This is a genomic window from Bradyrhizobium sp. Mp27, from assembly GCF_029953005.1.
Lineage (GTDB): Bacteria > Pseudomonadota > Alphaproteobacteria > Rhizobiales > Xanthobacteraceae > Bradyrhizobium > Bradyrhizobium barranii.
This window is the reverse complement of sequence record NZ_JASAUS010000093.1, coordinates 19,002-37,168: the sequence shown is the minus strand read 5'-3', so window position 1 is coordinate 37,168 and position 18,167 is coordinate 19,002. Positions and strand designations below refer to the sequence as shown.

Below are 18,167 nucleotides of genomic sequence, written 5' to 3'. Positions count from 1 at the left end.
CAACCGGCCTGGGCAAAAGTTGGTTAGCCTGCGCGCTCGGCCACAAGGCCTGCCGCGACAACCGATCAGTCCTCTATCATCGCGTTCCAAGGCTGTTCGAGGCGCTCGCGCTCGCGCGCGGAGACGGACGTTACGCCCGGCTCCTCAAAAGCCTCGGCCGCGCTCAGCTTCTGATTTTGGATGATTGGGGACTATCGGTGCTCACCGCCGCGGAACGCCGCGATCTGCTCGAAATCCTCGAGGACCGCCATGGCCGCGCATCCACCATCGTCACAAGTCAGCTCCCCGTGGACACCTGGCATGGAGCCATTGGGGACCCCACGGTCGCCGACGCCATTCTCGATCGCCTCGTCCACAACGCCCACCGCCTCCAGCTCACCGGAGAAAGCATGCGAAAACGCAGCGCCAAAACCATCACCCTTGACGGCCAACCAGAACACTGACTCTATCTCCCATCGGCCGTAGCGGGCCGCTCACGATCGTCTGAATTCAGTGCTCACGATCGCGCGAAATCGATGCTCACGATCCGTGAAATCCGCAGCGCGCTTGAAAATGCGTGATCAAGTCGGCCCGGGCGGTGGTTTGATCTCAGTCGTGCCGCGCTTCCTGATCGTTCCCAGCGAGCTGGAAACGACCGGCGAGAAGCTGATCACGGCGGTGCAGGCGACGCAGACCGCCAACGCGAACCCGTTCGCTTTCCTCGACCTGATCGTCGAGCCCCGCCTGACGAACGCTACCCGCTGGTATCTCGCATGCGATCCGGCGCTGCTCCCCTGCATCGAGTTCGCCTATCTGGCCGGCGCGCCGGGACCGCAGACCGAGAGCCGTGCCGGCTTCGAGGTTGACGGCGTGCAGACCAAGGTGCGCTTGGACTATGGCTGCGGCGCCGTCGAGTGGCGCGGCCTCGTCATGAATGCTGGCGCCTAACATGGCGGACATCGCCGACTTGCAATCGCAGCTCAACGAACTGAAGCGCGCCTATCGTTCGGGCGCGCGTTCGGTGAGCTATGACGGCAAGACCGTCACTTATGCTGACGGCGCCGAGTTGCGGGCCGTCATCGCTTCGCTCGAAAACGAGATCGCGCGCGCGACCGGCTCGCCGCCGTCTGCGATCGGTGTGGTGCGAAGCACAAAGGGTTACTAGAAGATCGGCACGGCAAGTTCATGAGGGCGACGCGGCCAGCCCAACAACGACAAGCCACCTCCCCGCCGCGTCGGCGCGCTGCTTTCAGGGTCAAGGTCGGCGAGGCTGCACAATTAAATGACGCAAACTTAGCTCGGTCAGCCATCCCGCGATACCAAAGCGCGCGCCAACGCGCGTAGCGGGCTGAATGCGAAAGAAGTACGGGTGCCGTATCGTTCTGCTGCCAGATGAGATCAAGACATGGCTCAAGAGCCTCGCTGACGAATGAAGGGAGACCGCGCCAACGCTCAAGTGCGGGTCAGTCCCACTCCTCCTGCTCTTCTGGGTACGCAACGGGTTGGGCTGCCCCCCAACCACGCCCGGGCGCCGAGCCTCCGTATGTTCGTATGTGGGAATGTTCCGTTGAGAGGGTATATGCACCTCGATGCCAAAGGGCGCGCTCCACCGACTTACGCGGGTGATCGGGATCTTCGTCAGAAGCGCTAATCACAGCCGTAAAACGAAAACTTGTAGGCTTGTCGTCTAGCTTTGGGCCGAGGATTGTATCGAGCAATTCGGACGTCACGTTATGGCGCCCTCCATGATGAGGCACCTGGAATTTGTCGATGCCGGGGAGTTGCAGACCTACGTAAGGTGCGTAGTCGATAATTTCTTGCAAACCATCTCGGCCAGTATCGGCAGTTAGCAGGATCTTCTTCTCATTCAAGTATGCGAATTGCGTTACCGACATTTCGTTTTCGTTGCTCGTGCCTATCGGAGGAAAAAATTCGACGCCCCACCCCCTTTTGTTCAACACCTTCTCGACTGCCTCGGTGACATAGCCCGCTGCATCGGCGATAGCCTCCGCAATAGTCTTGGCCGCTTGCGGGGTTTTTTGCGACGAAACAACCAAGTCGAGATAGCGTGTTTTTGTTGGCCCCATCACCAGAAAATCGCCTATCGCTCTGCCTTGGAAAGGCTCGTCGATAAAGACACCGTGGCGCAGGGCCACCTCCTCAAGAGTTGCAAGGTTGGGATAAGACTCTCGCAGAGCTTTGCGCAGGCCGTCCGCCGTCGTGAAGCGCGAAAACCTCGAGAGCAACTCGTCTGCATATATCCACGGCCGCAGCATCCAGAGCTTACCAACCCGGAATTCCTCCAACACTTTAACTAGCCCACCAGCGTGATCTCCGTCCTGATGGGTGGAGACGACATGATCGATGAAGGTGGGATTGTCGTAGTGCTTTTGGATATGTTTAACCACCATCTCGCCGGACTGCTGGTAGCCGCCGTCAACAACATGGATGAAGGTGCTCCCATTCCTTCGATAACGAATGCAGATCGCATCGCCGCTTTTCTTAGCTTCCACGTCCAAGAAATCTATTTCAAAATAATCGTCCAATTTGATCCTCTCCTCAAATCTGCTTCTATTTTTTGGGGCTTTTCCTACTGCCGGAAGTCCCAGTCATCGGGATGGCATCTACTGCACTCAGCAAGCGATGCGAATAATTGTCGGCGCAGGTCCTGAGCCTTTCAGAGTTGATGGCAAAGGTCAGGTAAGCGGCGATTGCCAAAGCAAGAAACAGCTCGATGACAGGGAAACGGTTGAAGGCAAAAGCCGCCCCGATTGCAATCAAAGAACTTACTGCGATCGAAACGCCGATGGTACGGATACCTAAGATATTCCGGTGGTACCCATAGTTGACGTTCTCTTGATGAACCACATCGAAGGGCGAAACGTTTTTCAACTGCAATGCTTTGCGTCGTAGCCAGTCGCCGCAAAGTCTGTAGACAGCTTCCGCGCTCTCGGTATCAGCCTTTTCCTCGTCTGATGTCGGCATCCGTTCGCATGCGGACAGTCGAACAAGTTGTGAGTGGATCGTCGCCTTAACGGGCGGCTCGAAAGTCGGATCGGAATGGCGCAGCATGCGTGCAGTTGGCGGGCCTCCCCAATCTTTCCAGAGGGGCGCTTCCAAAGCTTTGCCGGCGTCTCTGGCGAGCTGGGCGAGCGCGAACGCCGCAATTACCATCACAAATCCGCCGCCGGCTAGTCGGAGAGGCCATTGAGCGAAGGGGATCCAAGCGCTGACCGCCAACAGCAGAGGAAAGGAGACCACGGTGACGGGGAAAACTCGCGCGTGCAAAGTATAACGATCAAACCCGGAAATTCCCGCCCCGCCTTTCAAACTAAACTGCACCCCACCCCCTACCTGCCCTCACGCAGCTTCAGCCGATGGTTGTCCTTTGTAACAACCACAACGAAGATGATAGCTTTGGGAAAGAGAGTCTAGCGGGACCGGTCGTTCTTTCTGAACGATCAACAGCCTGCTACCCGCGCGGCTCAGGCGGTAATTGATCGGTAAGTGATCAGATCGAATTCTTTATAACCAACTGAATTCTATAAAAAATTATCTGATCCCGTCACGGATCATGTACCCGGCGCCGCGGATCGTGTGCAGCAGCGGCCGCTCGAAACCCTTGTCGATCTTGGAGCGCAGCCGCGAAATGTGCACGTCGATCACGTTGGTCTGCGGATCGAAATGGTAGTCCCAGACGTTCTCCAGCAGCATGGTGCGCGTCACCACCTGGCCGGCGTGCTTCATGAGGTATTCGAGCAGGCGGAATTCGCGCGGCTGGAGCGTCAGCTCGTCCTTGCCGCGGGCGACGCGATGGGACAGCCGGTCGAGCTCGAGATCGCCGACGCGGTAGAGCGTGTCCTCGGCCGGACCGCCGCGGCGCCGCGACAGCACCTCGACCCGGGCCAGCAGCTCGGCAAAGGAATAGGGCTTCGGCAGATAGTCGTCGCCGCCGGCGCGCAGACCCTTGATGCGGTCGTCCACCTGCCCGAGCGCGGAGAGAATCAGCACCGGCGTCGAGTCGTCCTTGTCGCGCAGCGCGCCGATCAGCGACAGGCCGTCTCGCTTGGGCAGCATGCGGTCGACTACCAGCACATCGTAATCGCCGTTCTCGGCCATGGCGAGGCCTTCCTCGCCGTCGGCGGCGTGGTCGGCAATGTGTCCGACTTCGCGAAACGCCTTCACGAGATAGTCGGCGGATTCGCGGTCGTCTTCGATGATGAGGAGGCGCATCGTGCGTTCGGCGGCGGTCAAGGGGGTCAACCTTCTCTGAACATGGCGCGAGCGGCAATCGCATGCAAGCCAAGCAAACGGGACTTGGGTAGGCAAAAAGGCGGGCGGTGAAGCTGGGGGGACCTCACCGCCCTATGCCTTCCGACGGAGGGGGGCGTAATTCCACCGGAAGGTAGGCTGGGGGAGCGGGCCTTGCGCTGCTCCCCCGAAGGGCGTCGGCGGCGGGGGCGACTGATGCCGGCGACACCCCTCATCTCTTAGACCTCCTGAAGGCTTAGCCCTTGGCGATGGGCACGGCGACGAAGCGCGACTGGCCGCCGCTCTTCACGCGCATCAGGACGCTGTTCTTGTTGTCGGTCCGCGCCGTGTTGATGGCGTCGCGGACTTCGCCGGCGGTGCTCACGCTCTTGCCGCCGACTTCGAGAATGACGTCGCCTTCCTTGAAGCCGCGTTCGGCCGCGGCGCTCTTCGGATCGACTTCGGTGACCACGACACCTTCCTTGCCGGCGCCGGCCACTGAGTCGGCGGGCGCGACGGTCATGCCGAGCTTGGGCACGTCGGTGCCACGGCTCGCACCCTTGCCGCTATCCTTGTCGGTGTCGGCCTTGGCCTCGATCGTGTTCGGCAGCTGGCCGAGGGTGAGGTTCACGACCTTGTCCTGTCCCTTGTGCAACACGTTGAGCTTCACGGTCGCGCCGGGCGCCATGCCGCCGATGGTGCGTGCAAGCTCTCGGGCATCCTTGACGGATTCACCGTTGACCGAGGTGATCACGTCGCCGGACTCGATGCCGGCCTTCGCCGCCGGACCGTTCGCCTGCGGCTCCGCCACCAGCGCACCTTCAGCCTTCTTCATGCCGAGGCTGTCGGCGATATCGGACGTCACCGGCTGGATCTGGACGCCGATCCAGCCGCGGCTGACCGAGCCCTTGTCCTTGAGCTGGGCCACCACGCTCTTCACGGTGCTCGCCGGAATCGAGAACGCGATGCCGACGCTGCCGCCGGAGGGCGAGTAGATCGCGGTATTGACGCCCATCACCTCGCCGTTGGTGTCGAAAGCGGGACCACCGGAATTGCCCTTGTTCACGGGCGCATCGATCTGGATGAAATCGTCATAGGGACCGTTGCCGATGTCGCGGCCGCTGGCCGAGACGATGCCCGCGGTGACGGTGCCGCCGAGGCCGAAGGGATTGCCGACCGCGAGCACCCAGTCGCCGATCCGCGGCTTGCTGTCGGCGAGCTTGGCGAACGGGAAGTTCGAGCTGCCCTCGACCTTGATGAGGGCGAGGTCAGTGCGCTGGTCGGTGCCGATCACCTTGGCAGTATAGGTCTTGCCGTCGTCGGTCGTGACCTCGACCTTGTCGGCGCCGTCGACCACGTGGTTGTTGGTCACGGCAAAACCGTCGGCGGAGATGAAGAAGCCGGAGCCTTGGCCCTGCACGACGCGGCCGCGGCCACCCTTCTGGCCCGGGAAACCATCCGGACCGCCGAAGCGGCGGAAGAAGCGCTCCATCGGCGAGCCCGGCTGGAACGGCGAGGAGGAATCATCGCCATCGTCGTTGCTCGCGGTCTTCTCCTTGATGTTGACCTTCACCGAGATCACCGACGGTTTCACGCGCTCGACGATGTCGGCGAAGCCGACCGGACGCTCAACCTTCCGGACCTCGTTGTTGACCTGCGCATGCGCCGGGCTGGAGAACAGCTCGCTCGGCGAGGTCGACGGGCTGAAGCCGTGGACGGCAATCCCGAGGCCAGCGACGACCGAAGCCATCAGCGCGATCCTGCGCGCGGAGAAAACCGACCGGCGGGGCGGCCGGTAGGACGGAAGGTTCGTGAGGTCGGGACGGTCGGTCATGCAGGAATCTCCAAGGCCTTGAATTCTTTTGGTGCCGGGTGGCAGCACGTTACGAACCTGAAGATGGGGGCTCCCGCCTTACCGTGCGCTGGCGGCGGGGTTAAACTTTTGTAATGAAGGGTCGCGCCGTTGCGGCAGTTTATCGCACGCCGAAAGTGTGGCCTCACAGGAACTTAATCGAGTTCCCTTGACGAGCGCAGGCCACGCCTTTGGCGAGGTCAGCTCGCCCTCACGCTGACGATGAATTCGTCGACTTCACGCTTCAGGGTTTCGGCCTGCTGCGACAGATCGACGGCGGAATCGCGCGCTTCGGCCGCCATGCGGCCGGTCTCCGCCGACGTCGAGGTGATCTGGACGATATGGTTGGAGACGTCCAGCGTTCCATGCGCGGCATCCTGCGCGCTGCGGGTGATGTCCTGCGTGGCGCTGCGCTGCTGGGCGGTGTCGACCTCGATGCCCGACATGATCGACGAGATCTCCGACAGCGTCTTCGAGATGCCGTCGATCGCGCCGCGCGTCTCCGCGGTGATGCCCTGGATGCTGCCGACGTGCGAGGTGATCTCCTCCGTCGCCTTGCTGGTCTGGTGCGCGAGGCTCTTCACTTCGGAGGCAACCACGGCAAAACCCTTGCCGGCGTCCCCTGCCCGCGCCGCCTCGATGGTGGCGTTGAGCGCCAGCAGGTTGGTCTGCGAGGCGATCGCCTGCACGAGCTGCACGACCTCGCCGATCTTGTCGGCGGCATCCGACAGCGTGTGGATGGTGTCGCGGCTCTTCTCGGCCTGGGTCGCCGCGCCTTCGGCACGCTGCGTCGCGTCGGTGACGCGGCGGCTGATCGTGCCGATCGAGTTCGTCATCTCCTCGGCCGAGCCCACGACGATCTGCACGCTGGCGCTGGCCTGGTTCGCCGCACTCGCGACCGCATTGGCCTTGGAGCTGGTGTCGTTGGCCGTCCGTGACAGCGTTTCGGCATTGCTCTTCAGGTGCACGGCCGAGGACGCCACGCTGTCGACCACGTTGGCAACAAGATCGTTGAAGCGCTTGATCCGGGCGTCCAGGAAATTCGACCGCTCGGCCTGATGCTGCGCTTCGTGCAATTGCTGCTCGGTGAGGCGCCGCCGCTCCAGGCCGTTGGTCTTGAAAACCTCTAGTGCGCCTGCGAGCAGGCCGATCTCGTTGGTGCCGCCGAGGCCCGGAACAGGTGTCTCGAATTTCTGATCGGCGACCTCACGCATGGCGTGCACAATCGCCGCCAGCGGATTGAGGATGCCGTTGCGCACAGCGAACCAGGTGGTGAGGCAGATCGCGACAGCGACCACCGCGATCACGCCGCAGGCGATCAGGAAATAGGAGAATGCCGCCTGCGCCTGCTGGTAGATCAGCATTGCATGCTCGCGCGCGGGGCCGCTCAGCGCGGCGAAATCCGACGACAGGCTGGTGATCTCGTTGTTGAGGTAGAGCACCGCGACGAAGCCAGTGCCGCCGCCGATGCCCAGCAGGAACAATAATGCAGCGACGACGGCGCCGACCAGGAAGCGGATCGTCAGATTGCTGTTCGTGAACATCGGCTGAGGACTCAAACGTCTGGAATCGAATTTCGCGACAAGCTTCCAGACAAAGGTCAACAGAGCATGAAATAGGCTGCGGCAGACGGCCTACGTATCATTACGTAGGTCGGGACGACTTGAAGTCGCTAGGACGACTTCGTCTCGTCCGACATCAAGGCTGCGAGCCGCGCCTCTTCCTCGGGCGTGAGCGGCGGAGCTGGTAGGTCTGCACCGCTTCGCGCGCGTCGGCGGATTTGCAGCCAGAGCGCCAGGCCGCCGCTGATCAGCAGCAGCGGCGCGAGCAGCCACAACAGCATGGTCTGCCGCTCGAAACGCGGCTTGAGCAGCACGAACTCGCCATAGCGCGCGACGAGGAAGTCGAGCACCTGCGAATTGCTGTCGCCGGCAGCGATCCGCTCACGCACCAGCAGCCGCAAATCGCGCGCCAGCGGTGCGTCGGAATCGTCGATCGACTGGTTCTGACAGACCATGCAGCGCAGCTCGCGCGATAGGTCACGCGCGCGTGCCTCCTTCGCGGGATCCGACATGATCTCGTCGGGCTGCACGGCGTGGGCGGCGGGCAAAGCCAGCAGCATGAGCGCAACGATCGTGACCATCATCCGCCGCATCGGATCACTCCGCCGGCTGAAGGCGCTGCTTGGCCCGCGCCGGCTTCGGTGCGCCGACCCGCAGGCGCCGGTCGGACAGCGACAGCATGCCGCCGAAGGCCATGAGCACCGGTCCCCACCAGATCAGCAGCACCAGCGGCTTGTGATAGATGCGCACCGCAATGGCGCCATCGGCAGTCGCGTCGCCGAGAGAAACGTAGAGCTGGCTCGCGCCGCGCGTCAGCAATGCGGCCTCGGTGGTCGAGGACCCGCGCGTCGTGAAGTTGCGCTTGGACGGCGTCATGACGCTGATCTTTTCGCCGTCGCGGCTGACGTTGAACTCGGCGATCATCTCGCGGAAGTTCGGCCCCTGACGCTGGGACAGGCCGTCGAGCTTGAGATCATAGCCGGCGACGTGTGCCACGTCGTTCTGCTTCATGGTCGCGATATATTCGCTGTTCCAGGTGGTCTCGCAGACGATCCCGATCAGCGCGACGCCGAGGCCCGCATGGGCAAACGCAGCACCCCAGGCCGAACGCGGCAGGCCGCGGGCACGGTGCAGCGTCGTTGCGAACGGCAGGCGGAGCAAACCGGTCCGTTCGGACAGATCCGTCACGGCACCGCCGATGACGAAGACTCCAAGCCCAATTGCCAATGGTGCCAGCGCACTGCCACCACGGGCCCAGGCCCAGACGATGGCGATCACAACGAGCGCGGCAACGCCTGCCGCGAGCAGCCTCTGGGTGACACCGAGCAGATCGCCGCGCTTCCACGCCAGCATCGGCCCGAACGGCACCGCGAGCAGCAGCAACGCGAATAGCGGGGCGAAGGTGAGATTGTAGAAGGGCGCGCCGACCGATATCTTGAAGTCGAGCGCTTCCGTCGCCAGCGGATAGAGCGTGCCGAACAGCACGACCGCGCAGGCCACGCTGAGCAGAAGATTGTTCAACACCAGCGCGCCCTCGCGCGAGATCGGTGCGAACAGGCCGCCCTGCTTCAACGAGGTCGCGCGCGCTGCGAACAGCGACAGGCTGCCGCCGATGAACAGGCAGAGGATCAGCAGAATGAACACGCCGCGCGTCGGATCGGTGGCGAAGGCGTGCACGGAGGTGATGACGCCCGAACGCACCAGGAAGGTGCCGAGCAGCGATAGCGAGAAGGTCAGGATCGACAGCAGGATGGTCCAGACCTTCAGCGCGTTGCGCTTCTCCATCACCAGCGCCGAGTGCAGCAGCGCCGTGCCGGCGAGCCACGGCATCAGCGAGGCGTTCTCGACCGGATCCCAGAACCACCAGCCGCCCCAGCCAAGCTCGTAATAGGCCCAGTACGAGCCCATCGCGATGCCGAGGGTCAGGAAGATCCAGGCCACCAGCGTCCACGGCCGCACCCAGCGCGCCCAGGCCGCGTCGATCCGCCCCTCCATCAGCGCCGCGATGGCGAAGGAGAACGAGATCGAGAAGCCGACATAACCGAGATAGAGCATCGGCGGATGCACGGCGAGGCCGATGTCCTGGAGCACCGGATTGAGATCGCGTCCCTCGATCGGCGGATTGGCGATGCGCAGGAACGGGTTCGAAGTCACCAGGATGAAGAGATAAAAGGCACTGGCGATCCACGCCTGCACGGCCAGCACATGCGCGCGCAGCGACTGCGGCAGATTGTTGCCGAAGGCGGCAACCATTCCGCCGAACAACGCCAGGATCGAGACCCACAGCAGCATCGAGCCTTCATGGTTCCCCCACACGCCGGTGATCTTGTAGATCAGCGGCTTCATCGAATGGGAGTTCTCGTAGACGTTGGCGACGGAGAAATCCGAGTTCACGTGCAGCATCACGAGCGCGATGAACGACGCACCGACGAACAGCAGCTGCGCCAGCGCGGCGGAGCGCGCCACGTTCATCAGCGCGGCATCGCGCAGGCGCGCACCGATCAGCGGCACGATGGACTGGATCAGCGCCAGGCCGAGGGCCAGCACCAGCGCGTAGTGTCCGGATTCCGCGATCAACGCACTGCTCCCTGCGGGTTGCCCTGCGCGGTCGTCGCCGCGGGTTTGACGCTATCAGAAGCTTTGGCGCCGTAATCGTCCTTCCAATGCCCCTGCTTCTTCAGGGCATTGGCGACTTCCTTGGGCATGTAGGTCTCGTCGTGCTTGGCGAGCACGGTGTCGGCCTTGAACACGCCGTTGGCGTCGAGCGCGCCTTCGGCGACCACGCCCTGCCCCTCCCGGAACAGGTCGGGCAGGATGCCCTTGTAGGCGACCGGCAGCTTGGCGCCGCCGTCGACAACCTCGAAGGTCACGGCGAGATCGTCGCCGCGCTGGAGCGAGCCGGGCTGCACCAGGCCGCCGAGACGAAACCGCTTGCCGGGCTCGACGTGCTTTTCGGCGACCATCGTTGGCGTCGAGAAGAACACGATGGAGTCGCGCAGAGCGTTGAGCACGAGCGCGGCCGCAAGCGCGAGCACCGCGAGGGAGCCGCCGATGATGGTCATACGTCGCTGCTTGCGCGTCATCGCGTATCCGTTCTCCGCTCGCCTCGTCCCGACATCGTCATCCGTCGAGCCCGAGAGTCTTGAGGCCTTCGTTGAGCTGGCGCAGCCGCGCGGCGTCGTTGGCGACCGCCTGTCGCGCGTCGGTCGAAGCGCCCATTGCCTTGTCACGATCGCCCATCACGAGATAGGCGCGCACCAGGCGCAGCCAACCCTCGACATCATCGCCGTTCTGCTTCAGCCGGGTGGCCAGGCGTTCGACCATGCCGCGCACCATCGCGTTGCGATCGCCCTCGTTCATGTCCTTGGAGGCTGCGACCGTCTCGTCCGACAGCGCCGGCATCGTAGCGCCACCGCCGCCGACCCGCGCGAGCGAAGTCTGCACCAGAGGACGCCACGGCGCATCCGCCGGCGCTTTCGCCAGCAGCGCGCGCCAGATGTTGGCGGCATCGTCCTTGCGGCCGTCCTGCTCGGCGGCAAGCCCGAGGAAATAGTTCGCCTTGGGATCGTCCGCGTTCAGGCCATGCGCGCGTTCGAATTGGGTCTTGGCCTCGGCGGTCACCACGCCGCCGGCAGCAGCCGCGATCGCCTCGCCGAGATCGGCCCGGCGCTCCGAACTCTCACCATTGTAGGTGAGCGAGTTGCGATAGGCGCGCACCGCATCGTCGAAGCGGCCAAGCCGCACCAGCACCGGTGCGAGCACGTTCCAGCCGCGCCCGTCGGTCGGATTCTTTTCCAGATGCTGCTCGACCTGCACGACGAGATTCTCGAGCGCCATGCCGGACCCGGCCCCGCGCTCCCGCTGCGCCAGGGGAAAGTCCTGAAGCCTGGGCGAGCCGAGCGGCATGTAGACGCCGATCGCAATGAGCGGCAGGCCGGCAAGCGCCAGCACAGCCGCCGCGCGGCGCCATTTGAGGCTCGATGTCGGTTCCGATGCATGCTCGCTCCCGGCCGCGGCAAGCAGCCTGCGGCTGATCTCGACACGTGCGGCCTCGGCTTCCGGCGCGGCGATCAGTCCTGCGGCGAGATCACGCTCGATCTCGGCCAGCTGATCCTTGTAGACCGCGACCTCGCTCCCCTGATTTTGCGCGCGTCCGCTACGGCCGAGCGGCAGAAGCACGGCGAAAATCGCCGCGACCGTCATCAGCGCGAACACGAACCATAGCGTCATCTGGCAAGCTTCCGGCGGCGCGCGAACCGCGCCCATAGGTGGCTTTACACCACGGCCGGACGATGCGGCAATTGACAATTGTCAATTCGGCGCGACCGCACACAGTTCCGAAACTGTGAAAATCCAACGACTTAACGGATCTCGAAGTCCGCGCTTTGAGCGGCGTCCTCGCCGTGCCCGTTGAAGGCCCTCAGGAAGTATGTTCCCGGCTCGATTGCTTCAGGCAATTTGATGCGCAACGCCCCGACGGGAACGGGCGATGCAACCCTGGTGACGGTCTCAGGCAGCTGGCGGCCGCTTGCCTTCTCGATCAGCACCACCTTCGCGCCAACCATCAGCCTCTGATACTTGGCGACAATGACGCGGTTTTCAATTTCGATGGAGCTGATAAGGGGTTTCATGCGCCCACAGATAGAAATTCCAAAATCTTGCACGGCGACCGTAGGGCCCGCCACCGGCACCGTCAACCACAAATTGTGATCACAAAAAAATGCGCTTGATCAGCTTGCCCGCGACGATTTGCGCTCGCCCGTGGCCGCGTTCTCCGCGGCGCGGCTCATCAGCGACGCGTAATCATCGCCGAACAGCACCTGGCAGAAGCGGATCGCGGCCTGCACCTGCTGCTGCCGATAGGTGCGGACCTTGTGATCGGCAGCTCGCAGCGACTGCACCAACTGCTCGGTCGAGCGTTCGACATATTGCTGGAGATCGGAATAGGTGCGCAGCGTCACCTCGTTGATCGCAAGCTCGCTCGCGTAGTTGCGGCAGGTCGCGACGAAATCGATCAACGCCGCGGTTTCCTCAACCTCGGTGCTGTCGATCCGCGCCCCCGGCGGAATGTCCTTCTCGGCGCGCTGGCGCAGGATGCGGCGAACGCGGCCGGGAACACTGTCGATCTCCGATTGCAGCGCATTGGAGATATCGGCCCGGATCGAGGTCAGCTGCTTGCCCCAGACGGACTCATTGCGCAGATCGAGCTCCGTGCGAAGACCGCGCACGCCGTCATGCAGCGCCTTGAGATTGTCGGCGACGTTCTCGAAATGGCCGCGCTTGATGTCCATGCGCAGGATCGCGGCAACGCAGGACAAATCATGCAAAGCGATCGTGACGGCCACGCCGTAGGGCGTCGCCGCGACGCGGATCTCATCGTCGGACGCGGCAATCTTGATGGCGAGGCGGATGATCTGCCATGGCGCGGTCATCCGCTGCACGACCATCGACAGCGCGAAGGGCAGCATCTGCGGCGTCTGGAGCGCGGGGATGTTGAGCGTGGACGTCACTGACGCGATTTGGGCTTCGCCAAAGGCACGCAGGAAGCGCGGCAGCTTCTCGTTCAGCGTGGCGATGGCCTCCCGGACCTGCAGCACCGCTCCGATCGAATAGAGGTCCTCGATCACGTTGGGCGGGCCGACACGGGCGAGCGCGCGCGACTTGTCGCCGCCGCCGGGACCCGTCAGCCCGAAGATGGCATCCGCGGCCACGGCCTGGAGCTTCGCGGCGAGGGCTTCGACCTGCCCTGCACTGTCTGAAGCCGGCATGCGCGCCAGCGCCGCCTCGAATTCGTTGACCTTGTCGGGGGCGCCATCGCGGCCGAGCCATTGCCAGATCGGATGCACTGAGGAGCGGCGGATCTGGCCGACCCTGACAGGGGCGCCCGTCTCGACCAGGAACGGTTCCAGCACCTGGAACAACAGCCGCGACAGATCGTCCGTGCGCGGCGGCGCAGCCTCGTCGACTTCGGTCTTGCGGACGATCTTGCGCAGCTGCTCGAGCACGAGGGTCGCCACCGCCGTGTCCTGGCCGCGCTCGAGCGCGCGCTCGAACTCCCGCATCAGCAGCGCCTGCGACTGCGGCGGGAGCTGCGCGAGATATTCCCTCAGCCGCTCGATCGATGTCTGGCTCATGCGCCCGGGTGATGCACGATAAAATGGCAGACGTGGGATGCGTCCTGCGCGATCATAGATTGGGCCCACTTAAGAAGCCGTTTAGGAAGTCGCTCCGAAATAGCTCCGGTTTGGCCCGGATCGGTGCCGGACCGGCCAAATAGTCGAGCCGGAACAAAGGATTATATTCCGGGGAGGACCAGCTCTGCCCGCAGGCCACCGGTCGGGGCGCCCGCGAGCGAGAGGCTGCCGCCATAAAGCGCCGCGAGGTCGGTCACGATGGACAGGCCGAGCCCCGAGCCGGGCTTGGACTCGTCGAGCCGCTGGCCGCGCCGGGAGACCTGGGCGCGCTCGGCCTCCGACAGGCCGCGGCCATCGTCGTCGACGTTGATCCGCAGGCGCGGGCCGGCGCCCGCCTGGTGCGGCGCTTCCACCAGAACCTCGATGAAGACCTGCGAGGCCGCCCATTTGCAGGCATTGTCGACGAGATTGCCGACCATCTCCTCCAGATCTTGCCGCTCGCCACGAAATTTTGCGGACGGATCGGCCTTGGCCTCGACCACGATGTCGCGATCGCGATGGATCTTCTCCATGGTCCGCCGCAGCGCCTCGATGACGGGCGCGACCTCCGTCACGGTCGCCACCACCGAAACGCGCGCCGCGATGCGCGCGCGCTCCAGATGATGGGCGACCTGGTCGCGCATCACGTCCGCCTGCTCCATCACCTTGGCCGCGAACGGATCGGCGATGTGGGCGCCGGCCTCGTTCACGATCACCGAGAGCGGCGTCTTGATCGCATGGGCGAGGTTGCCGACATGGGTGCGCGCGCGCTCGACGATCTCGCGATTGGCATCGATCAGCGCGTTGGTCTCGCGCGCCAACGGCGCGATCTCGACCGGGAATTCACCTTCGAGCCGCTCCGCCCGTCCCGAGCGGATGTCGGCGATGGACTCGGAGATGCGCTTGAGCGGCGCGAGACCGAACCTCACCTGGAATACCGTGGTCAGCAGCAGCACGATGCCGAGCGCGGTGAAAGTGCCGCCGAGGTAGTAGTCGAAGCTCCGCGTCTCGTCGAAAATCTCGGTGTCGTCGCCGGCGACGCTGACCAGATATTTGCCGTCCGCGCCGAGATCGACCGGCCGCTCCACCATGCGCAGATTCTGTCCCTCGGGCCCGTCGACATAGGCGAGGCGAATGCCGGCAGCGGTGAGCTCGGTGCCCTGCTCCTCCAGTTTCGGCAGCTTCTTGTCCCAGAGCGAGCGCGAGGAGCGCACCTCCGGCTTTTCGGTATCGGTCCGCGTGATCTGCCAGTACCAGCCCGACAGCGGCAGCTCGAACAGGGGCTCGCCGAGCGACTGGAACTGACGATCCGGCGGCTCGTCGGGGGTCGCGACCTCGGCGATGAGGGTGCGCAGATAGAGATTGAGCCGGCGGTCGAAGGCGCGCTCGGTGGCGCTCTTGTAGACCGACGACAGCACCACCCCGGTGATGGCCAGGATCACCACGAGCCACGCCGTCGCCGACAGGAACAGGCGGTTGGCAAGCGAGCTAGCGGGCATCGGAAGGATCCCGGCAGGCGCAGGGGGCGGGGCGTCGAACGTCATGGCCGGACCAAGGCCCCTGTTCGGCCGGCCGTCAAGTCCTGACGCCTCAAGCGCCGGGAGCAGGCGGCGGGGTCAGGAGATAACCGAGGCCGCGGACGGTCTGGATGATGTCGACGTCGAGCTTCTTGCGGATGCGCCCGACGAAGACCTCGATGGTGTTGGAGTCGCGGTCGAAGTCCTGGTCGTAGAGGTGTTCGACCAGCTCGGTGCGGGATACGACGCGCCCCGAATGGTGCATCAGGTAGGCCAGAAGCCGATATTCGTGCGAGGTCATCTTGACCGGATTGCCGGAGACGCTGACCCGCCCGGTCCTGGTGTCGAGCGTGACGGGGCCGCAACTCAATTCGCTCTGGGCATGGCCGGTGGAGCGGCGCAGCAGCGCGCGAATGCGCGCCAGCACCTCCTCGAGATGGAACGGCTTCGGCACGTAATCGTCGGCGCCGGCATCGAACCCCTGGACCTTGTCGCTCCAGCGGTCGCGCGCGGTGAGGATCAGGACCGGCATGGTGCGGCCGTTGCGGCGCCAGGCTTCCAGCACCGAGATGCCGTCCTTCTTCGGCAGGCCGATGTCGAGCACAACGGCATCGTAGGGCTCATTATCGCCGAGATAATGCCCCTCCTCGCCGTCGAAGGCACGATCGACGACGTAGCCGGCGTCGGTCAGCGCCTTGGTGAGCTGCCGATTGAGATCGGGGTCGTCCTCAACAACAAGCAGGCGCACGCTTCTCTCCAGAAATAGACTGCACAATCGATCGCCAGAGATGAGCAATTCCGGCGTGAACTGAATATGAACACGGGGAACCGGCCGCGTTACTTTTTGGTCATATAGAGCTTCTCAAGCGCCGACGCGGCGGCGCCCGCCAGGCCACCGGACGAGCCGGCGGGCGTGGCGGGCGCAATGTGCCGCGTTACGCGGCGAGTCGGAAGGTCCGAACCGTCCCGTCGATTGGCCGTCAGGTCCGGAAGAACACGAACCAGATGACGGCAAGGATCAGGGTCGCGAGCCCGGTCGAGATGACAAGCAGGGCCGCCACTGACGGCCCGGGTTCGCCCTGACGCGCCTCGGTGGCGGTTTCGACGATCTGATCGTGCTCTCGCGTGGTTGCCATATTGCCCTCAATCTCTGGATGTCGGCTGCGGTGGTCGCAACCCTCTCGCGGCCTGATGTCTTGAGCCAACGCGTGATTGGATATGATGTTCCGGTTTTTGCCGTTGCGTCGGGCTGCAACCGCGCGCCGGGCGGCCGGTTAACGCAGTTGCAAGATTCCGCAATCCGCCTTGCTATGATTCGTTGTTCCCCGATGGTATCCTCGTCCTCTGTCCCCGTTGCGTTTGGAGTAGCCCATGGCCCCCCGCGCCAATTGGAAGGGTTTTCTGCGTCTGTCGCTCGTGACCTGCCCGGTCGCGCTGTATCCGGCCACTTCGGATACCGAAAAGGTCTCGTTCAACCAGATCAACCGCAAGACCGGCCACCGGATCAAGTACCTCAAGGTCGACGCCGAGACCGGCGACGAGGTGACCTCCGAGGACATCGTCAAGGGCTACAAGGTCGACACCGACACCTATATCGAGGTCACCAAGGACGAGCTCGACGACATCGCGCTGGACTCCACGCACACGATCGAGATCGACGAGTTCGTGCCGAAGACCGATATCGACAGCCGCTATTTGATCCGCCCCTATTATCTCGTGCCTGACGGCAAGGTCGGCCACGACGCCTTCGCGGTGATCCGCGAGACCATCCGCACCATGGACAAGGTCGCGATCGGCCGCGTCGTGCTGACCAACCGCGAGCACATCATCGCGCTGGAGCCGCTCGAGAGCGGCCTGATGGGCACGCTGCTGCGCTATCCCTACGAGGTCCGCAGCGAGAAGGAATATTTTGACGACATCCAGGACGTGAAGCTGACCAGGGACATGCTCGACCTCGCCAAGCACATCGTCGAGAAGAAGTCCGGCGCGTTCGAGCCCGAGCTGTTCGAGGACCATTACGAGACGGCGCTGATCGACCTCATCAACAAGAAGCGCAGCGGTGCACCCATCGCGGCGAAGGCCGCGCCGAAGACCGGCGGCAACGTCATCAACCTGATGGACGCGCTGAAGAAGAGCATCGCCAGCGAGAAGGACATGGCGCCCGCGGCCAAGGCCACCAAAGAGACCGCCAAGGAGGCCGTCAGGGAGACCGTCAAGGGCAAGAAGCCGAAGAAGCGCGTCGAGGGCCAACGCGAGATGCTGCTGTCGATCGCCGGCAAGGGCGGCAAGACAGCAGCCGCCAAGGAAGCGCCCCCCAAGAAGGCCGACAAGCCGGTGCGCGCGCCGGCACGGGCGAAGAAGGCCGGTTAGACGCAATCCGCGTCTGCAATCGCGCCGTGATGTCTCCCCTCGCCGATCGGCCGGCCTGACATGCCCTGGTCGACGGCGTTCGACGATCCCGTTCGCGTAAGTCACAAGCGCAAGCTGCTGACGCTGCAAGACGCGGCTGACTACATCATGCAGCTGCCTGAGGACGCACAGCACGAGGTGCACTGGCAGACCGCCATCGAGACCTTGATCAACGCAGCCGAGACAGGCGGCGGCTGGGTGATGTTCGCCCGCATCGCGATGTTGCGGGCGCTGAATGCGGACGGTCGCAGCCAATGAGCGCCTTGGTTGTGATCCCTGGCAGGCATCCGTGCCGACCGTGACGAACAGGCTCAACAAACCGTTAATCGGCGCCCTCGTGTCCAGCACGACAGGGTATTCCTACGGGCGACAAAATTAACCTTTGGTTCCCCTTATGCGCAGCATGGTTCCGGCTCCGATCAAG

General features: G+C 63.9%; 18 protein-coding genes and 1 pseudogene. 5 read left to right on the top strand and 14 right to left on the bottom strand.

The genetic code is table 11. From position 1 onward, the window contains the following. The 3 genes and pseudogenes from istB to QJT78_RS33780 all read left to right on the top strand — a co-directional run. Positions 1–443, top strand: a pseudogene (gene istB / locus QJT78_RS33790) (IS21-like element ISFK1 family helper ATPase IstB); the annotation flags it as partial. A gap of 109 nt (positions 444–552) precedes the next feature. Continuing rightward, positions 553–927 (top strand): hypothetical protein, encoded by a 375-nt coding sequence (locus QJT78_RS33785; protein WP_038952490.1) that lies wholly within the window; start codon positions 553–555, stop codon positions 925–927. A gap of 1 nt (position 928) precedes the next feature. Beyond that, positions 929–1,144: a hypothetical protein gene (locus tag QJT78_RS33780; RefSeq protein WP_038944290.1), complete on the top strand. Its 216-nt coding sequence runs from the start codon at positions 929–931 to the stop codon at positions 1,142–1,144. A gap of 298 nt (positions 1,145–1,442) precedes the next feature. On the opposite strand, the gene QJT78_RS33775 is transcribed toward QJT78_RS33780, so the two are convergent. The 14 genes from QJT78_RS33775 to QJT78_RS33710 form a co-directional block, all read right to left on the bottom strand. Further along, a complete protein-coding gene (locus QJT78_RS33775; protein WP_038944289.1) occupies positions 1,443–2,525 on the bottom strand; it encodes an MBL fold metallo-hydrolase in 1,083 nt (360 codons plus the stop codon). A gap of 25 nt (positions 2,526–2,550) precedes the next feature. Next, positions 2,551–3,321 (bottom strand): hypothetical protein, encoded by a 771-nt coding sequence (locus tag QJT78_RS33770; protein WP_157790091.1) that lies wholly within the window; start codon positions 3,319–3,321, stop codon positions 2,551–2,553. A 210-nt stretch (positions 3,322–3,531) separates the two neighbouring features. Further along, positions 3,532–4,212 carry a response regulator transcription factor gene (locus tag QJT78_RS33765; RefSeq protein WP_038944287.1) on the bottom strand — a complete coding sequence of 227 codons (681 nt, stop codon included), beginning with the start codon at positions 4,210–4,212 and terminating at the stop codon, positions 3,532–3,534. A gap of 274 nt (positions 4,213–4,486) precedes the next feature. Continuing rightward, positions 4,487–6,064, bottom strand: a complete 1,578-nt coding sequence (locus tag QJT78_RS33760) for a Do family serine endopeptidase (RefSeq protein WP_028149896.1) — start codon at positions 6,062–6,064, stop codon at positions 4,487–4,489. A gap of 218 nt (positions 6,065–6,282) precedes the next feature. Then, positions 6,283–7,626: a HAMP domain-containing methyl-accepting chemotaxis protein gene (locus QJT78_RS33755; protein WP_038944283.1), complete on the bottom strand. Its 1,344-nt coding sequence runs from the start codon at positions 7,624–7,626 to the stop codon at positions 6,283–6,285. Positions 7,627–7,754: 128 nt separating this feature from the next. Continuing rightward, positions 7,755–8,237 carry a cytochrome c-type biogenesis protein gene (locus QJT78_RS33750; protein ID WP_028149898.1) on the bottom strand — a complete coding sequence of 161 codons (483 nt, stop codon included), beginning with the start codon at positions 8,235–8,237 and terminating at the stop codon, positions 7,755–7,757. Positions 8,238–8,241: 4 nt separating this feature from the next. Then, positions 8,242–10,221, bottom strand: a complete 1,980-nt coding sequence (locus QJT78_RS33745; RefSeq protein ID WP_038944282.1) for a heme lyase CcmF/NrfE family subunit — start codon at positions 10,219–10,221, stop codon at positions 8,242–8,244. Continuing rightward, positions 10,218–10,727, bottom strand: coding sequence for a cytochrome c maturation protein CcmE (gene ccmE / locus QJT78_RS33740; RefSeq protein ID WP_038944281.1), 510 nt, complete (start codon positions 10,725–10,727; stop codon positions 10,218–10,220). Before ccmE ends, QJT78_RS33745 begins: the two co-directional genes overlap by 4 nt. 37 nt (positions 10,728–10,764) lie before the next feature. After that, complete coding sequence (gene ccmI / locus QJT78_RS33735) at positions 10,765–11,874, bottom strand: c-type cytochrome biogenesis protein CcmI (protein WP_028149901.1); 1,110 nt, start codon at positions 11,872–11,874, stop codon at positions 10,765–10,767. Positions 11,875–12,005: 131 nt separating this feature from the next. Then, positions 12,006–12,275, bottom strand: a complete 270-nt coding sequence (locus QJT78_RS33730) for a hypothetical protein (RefSeq protein WP_028149902.1) — start codon at positions 12,273–12,275, stop codon at positions 12,006–12,008. 99 nt (positions 12,276–12,374) lie between these two features. Then, positions 12,375–13,778 carry a hypothetical protein gene (locus tag QJT78_RS33725; RefSeq protein ID WP_038944279.1) on the bottom strand — a complete coding sequence of 468 codons (1,404 nt, stop codon included), beginning with the start codon at positions 13,776–13,778 and terminating at the stop codon, positions 12,375–12,377. Positions 13,779–13,939: 161 nt separating this feature from the next. Continuing rightward, a complete protein-coding gene (locus tag QJT78_RS33720) occupies positions 13,940–15,316 on the bottom strand; it encodes a sensor histidine kinase (RefSeq protein WP_028149904.1) in 1,377 nt (458 codons plus the stop codon). 91 nt (positions 15,317–15,407) lie between these two features. Then, entirely contained in the window at positions 15,408–16,082 is a 675-nt protein-coding gene (locus QJT78_RS33715; protein WP_014496705.1) for a response regulator transcription factor, read from the bottom strand. 232 nt (positions 16,083–16,314) lie between these two features. Continuing rightward, positions 16,315–16,470, bottom strand: coding sequence for a hypothetical protein (locus QJT78_RS33710; RefSeq protein ID WP_193375971.1), 156 nt, complete (start codon positions 16,468–16,470; stop codon positions 16,315–16,317). Between the two features lie 235 nt (positions 16,471–16,705). Between QJT78_RS33710 and QJT78_RS33705 the strand changes: the two genes are divergently transcribed. Further along, a complete protein-coding gene (locus tag QJT78_RS33705) occupies positions 16,706–17,704 on the top strand; it encodes a Ku protein (RefSeq protein ID WP_028149905.1) in 999 nt (332 codons plus the stop codon). 60 nt (positions 17,705–17,764) lie between these two features. Beyond that, positions 17,765–18,001, top strand: coding sequence for a hypothetical protein (locus tag QJT78_RS33700; RefSeq protein ID WP_028149906.1), 237 nt, complete (start codon positions 17,765–17,767; stop codon positions 17,999–18,001). Positions 18,002–18,167 lie beyond the last annotated feature (166 nt).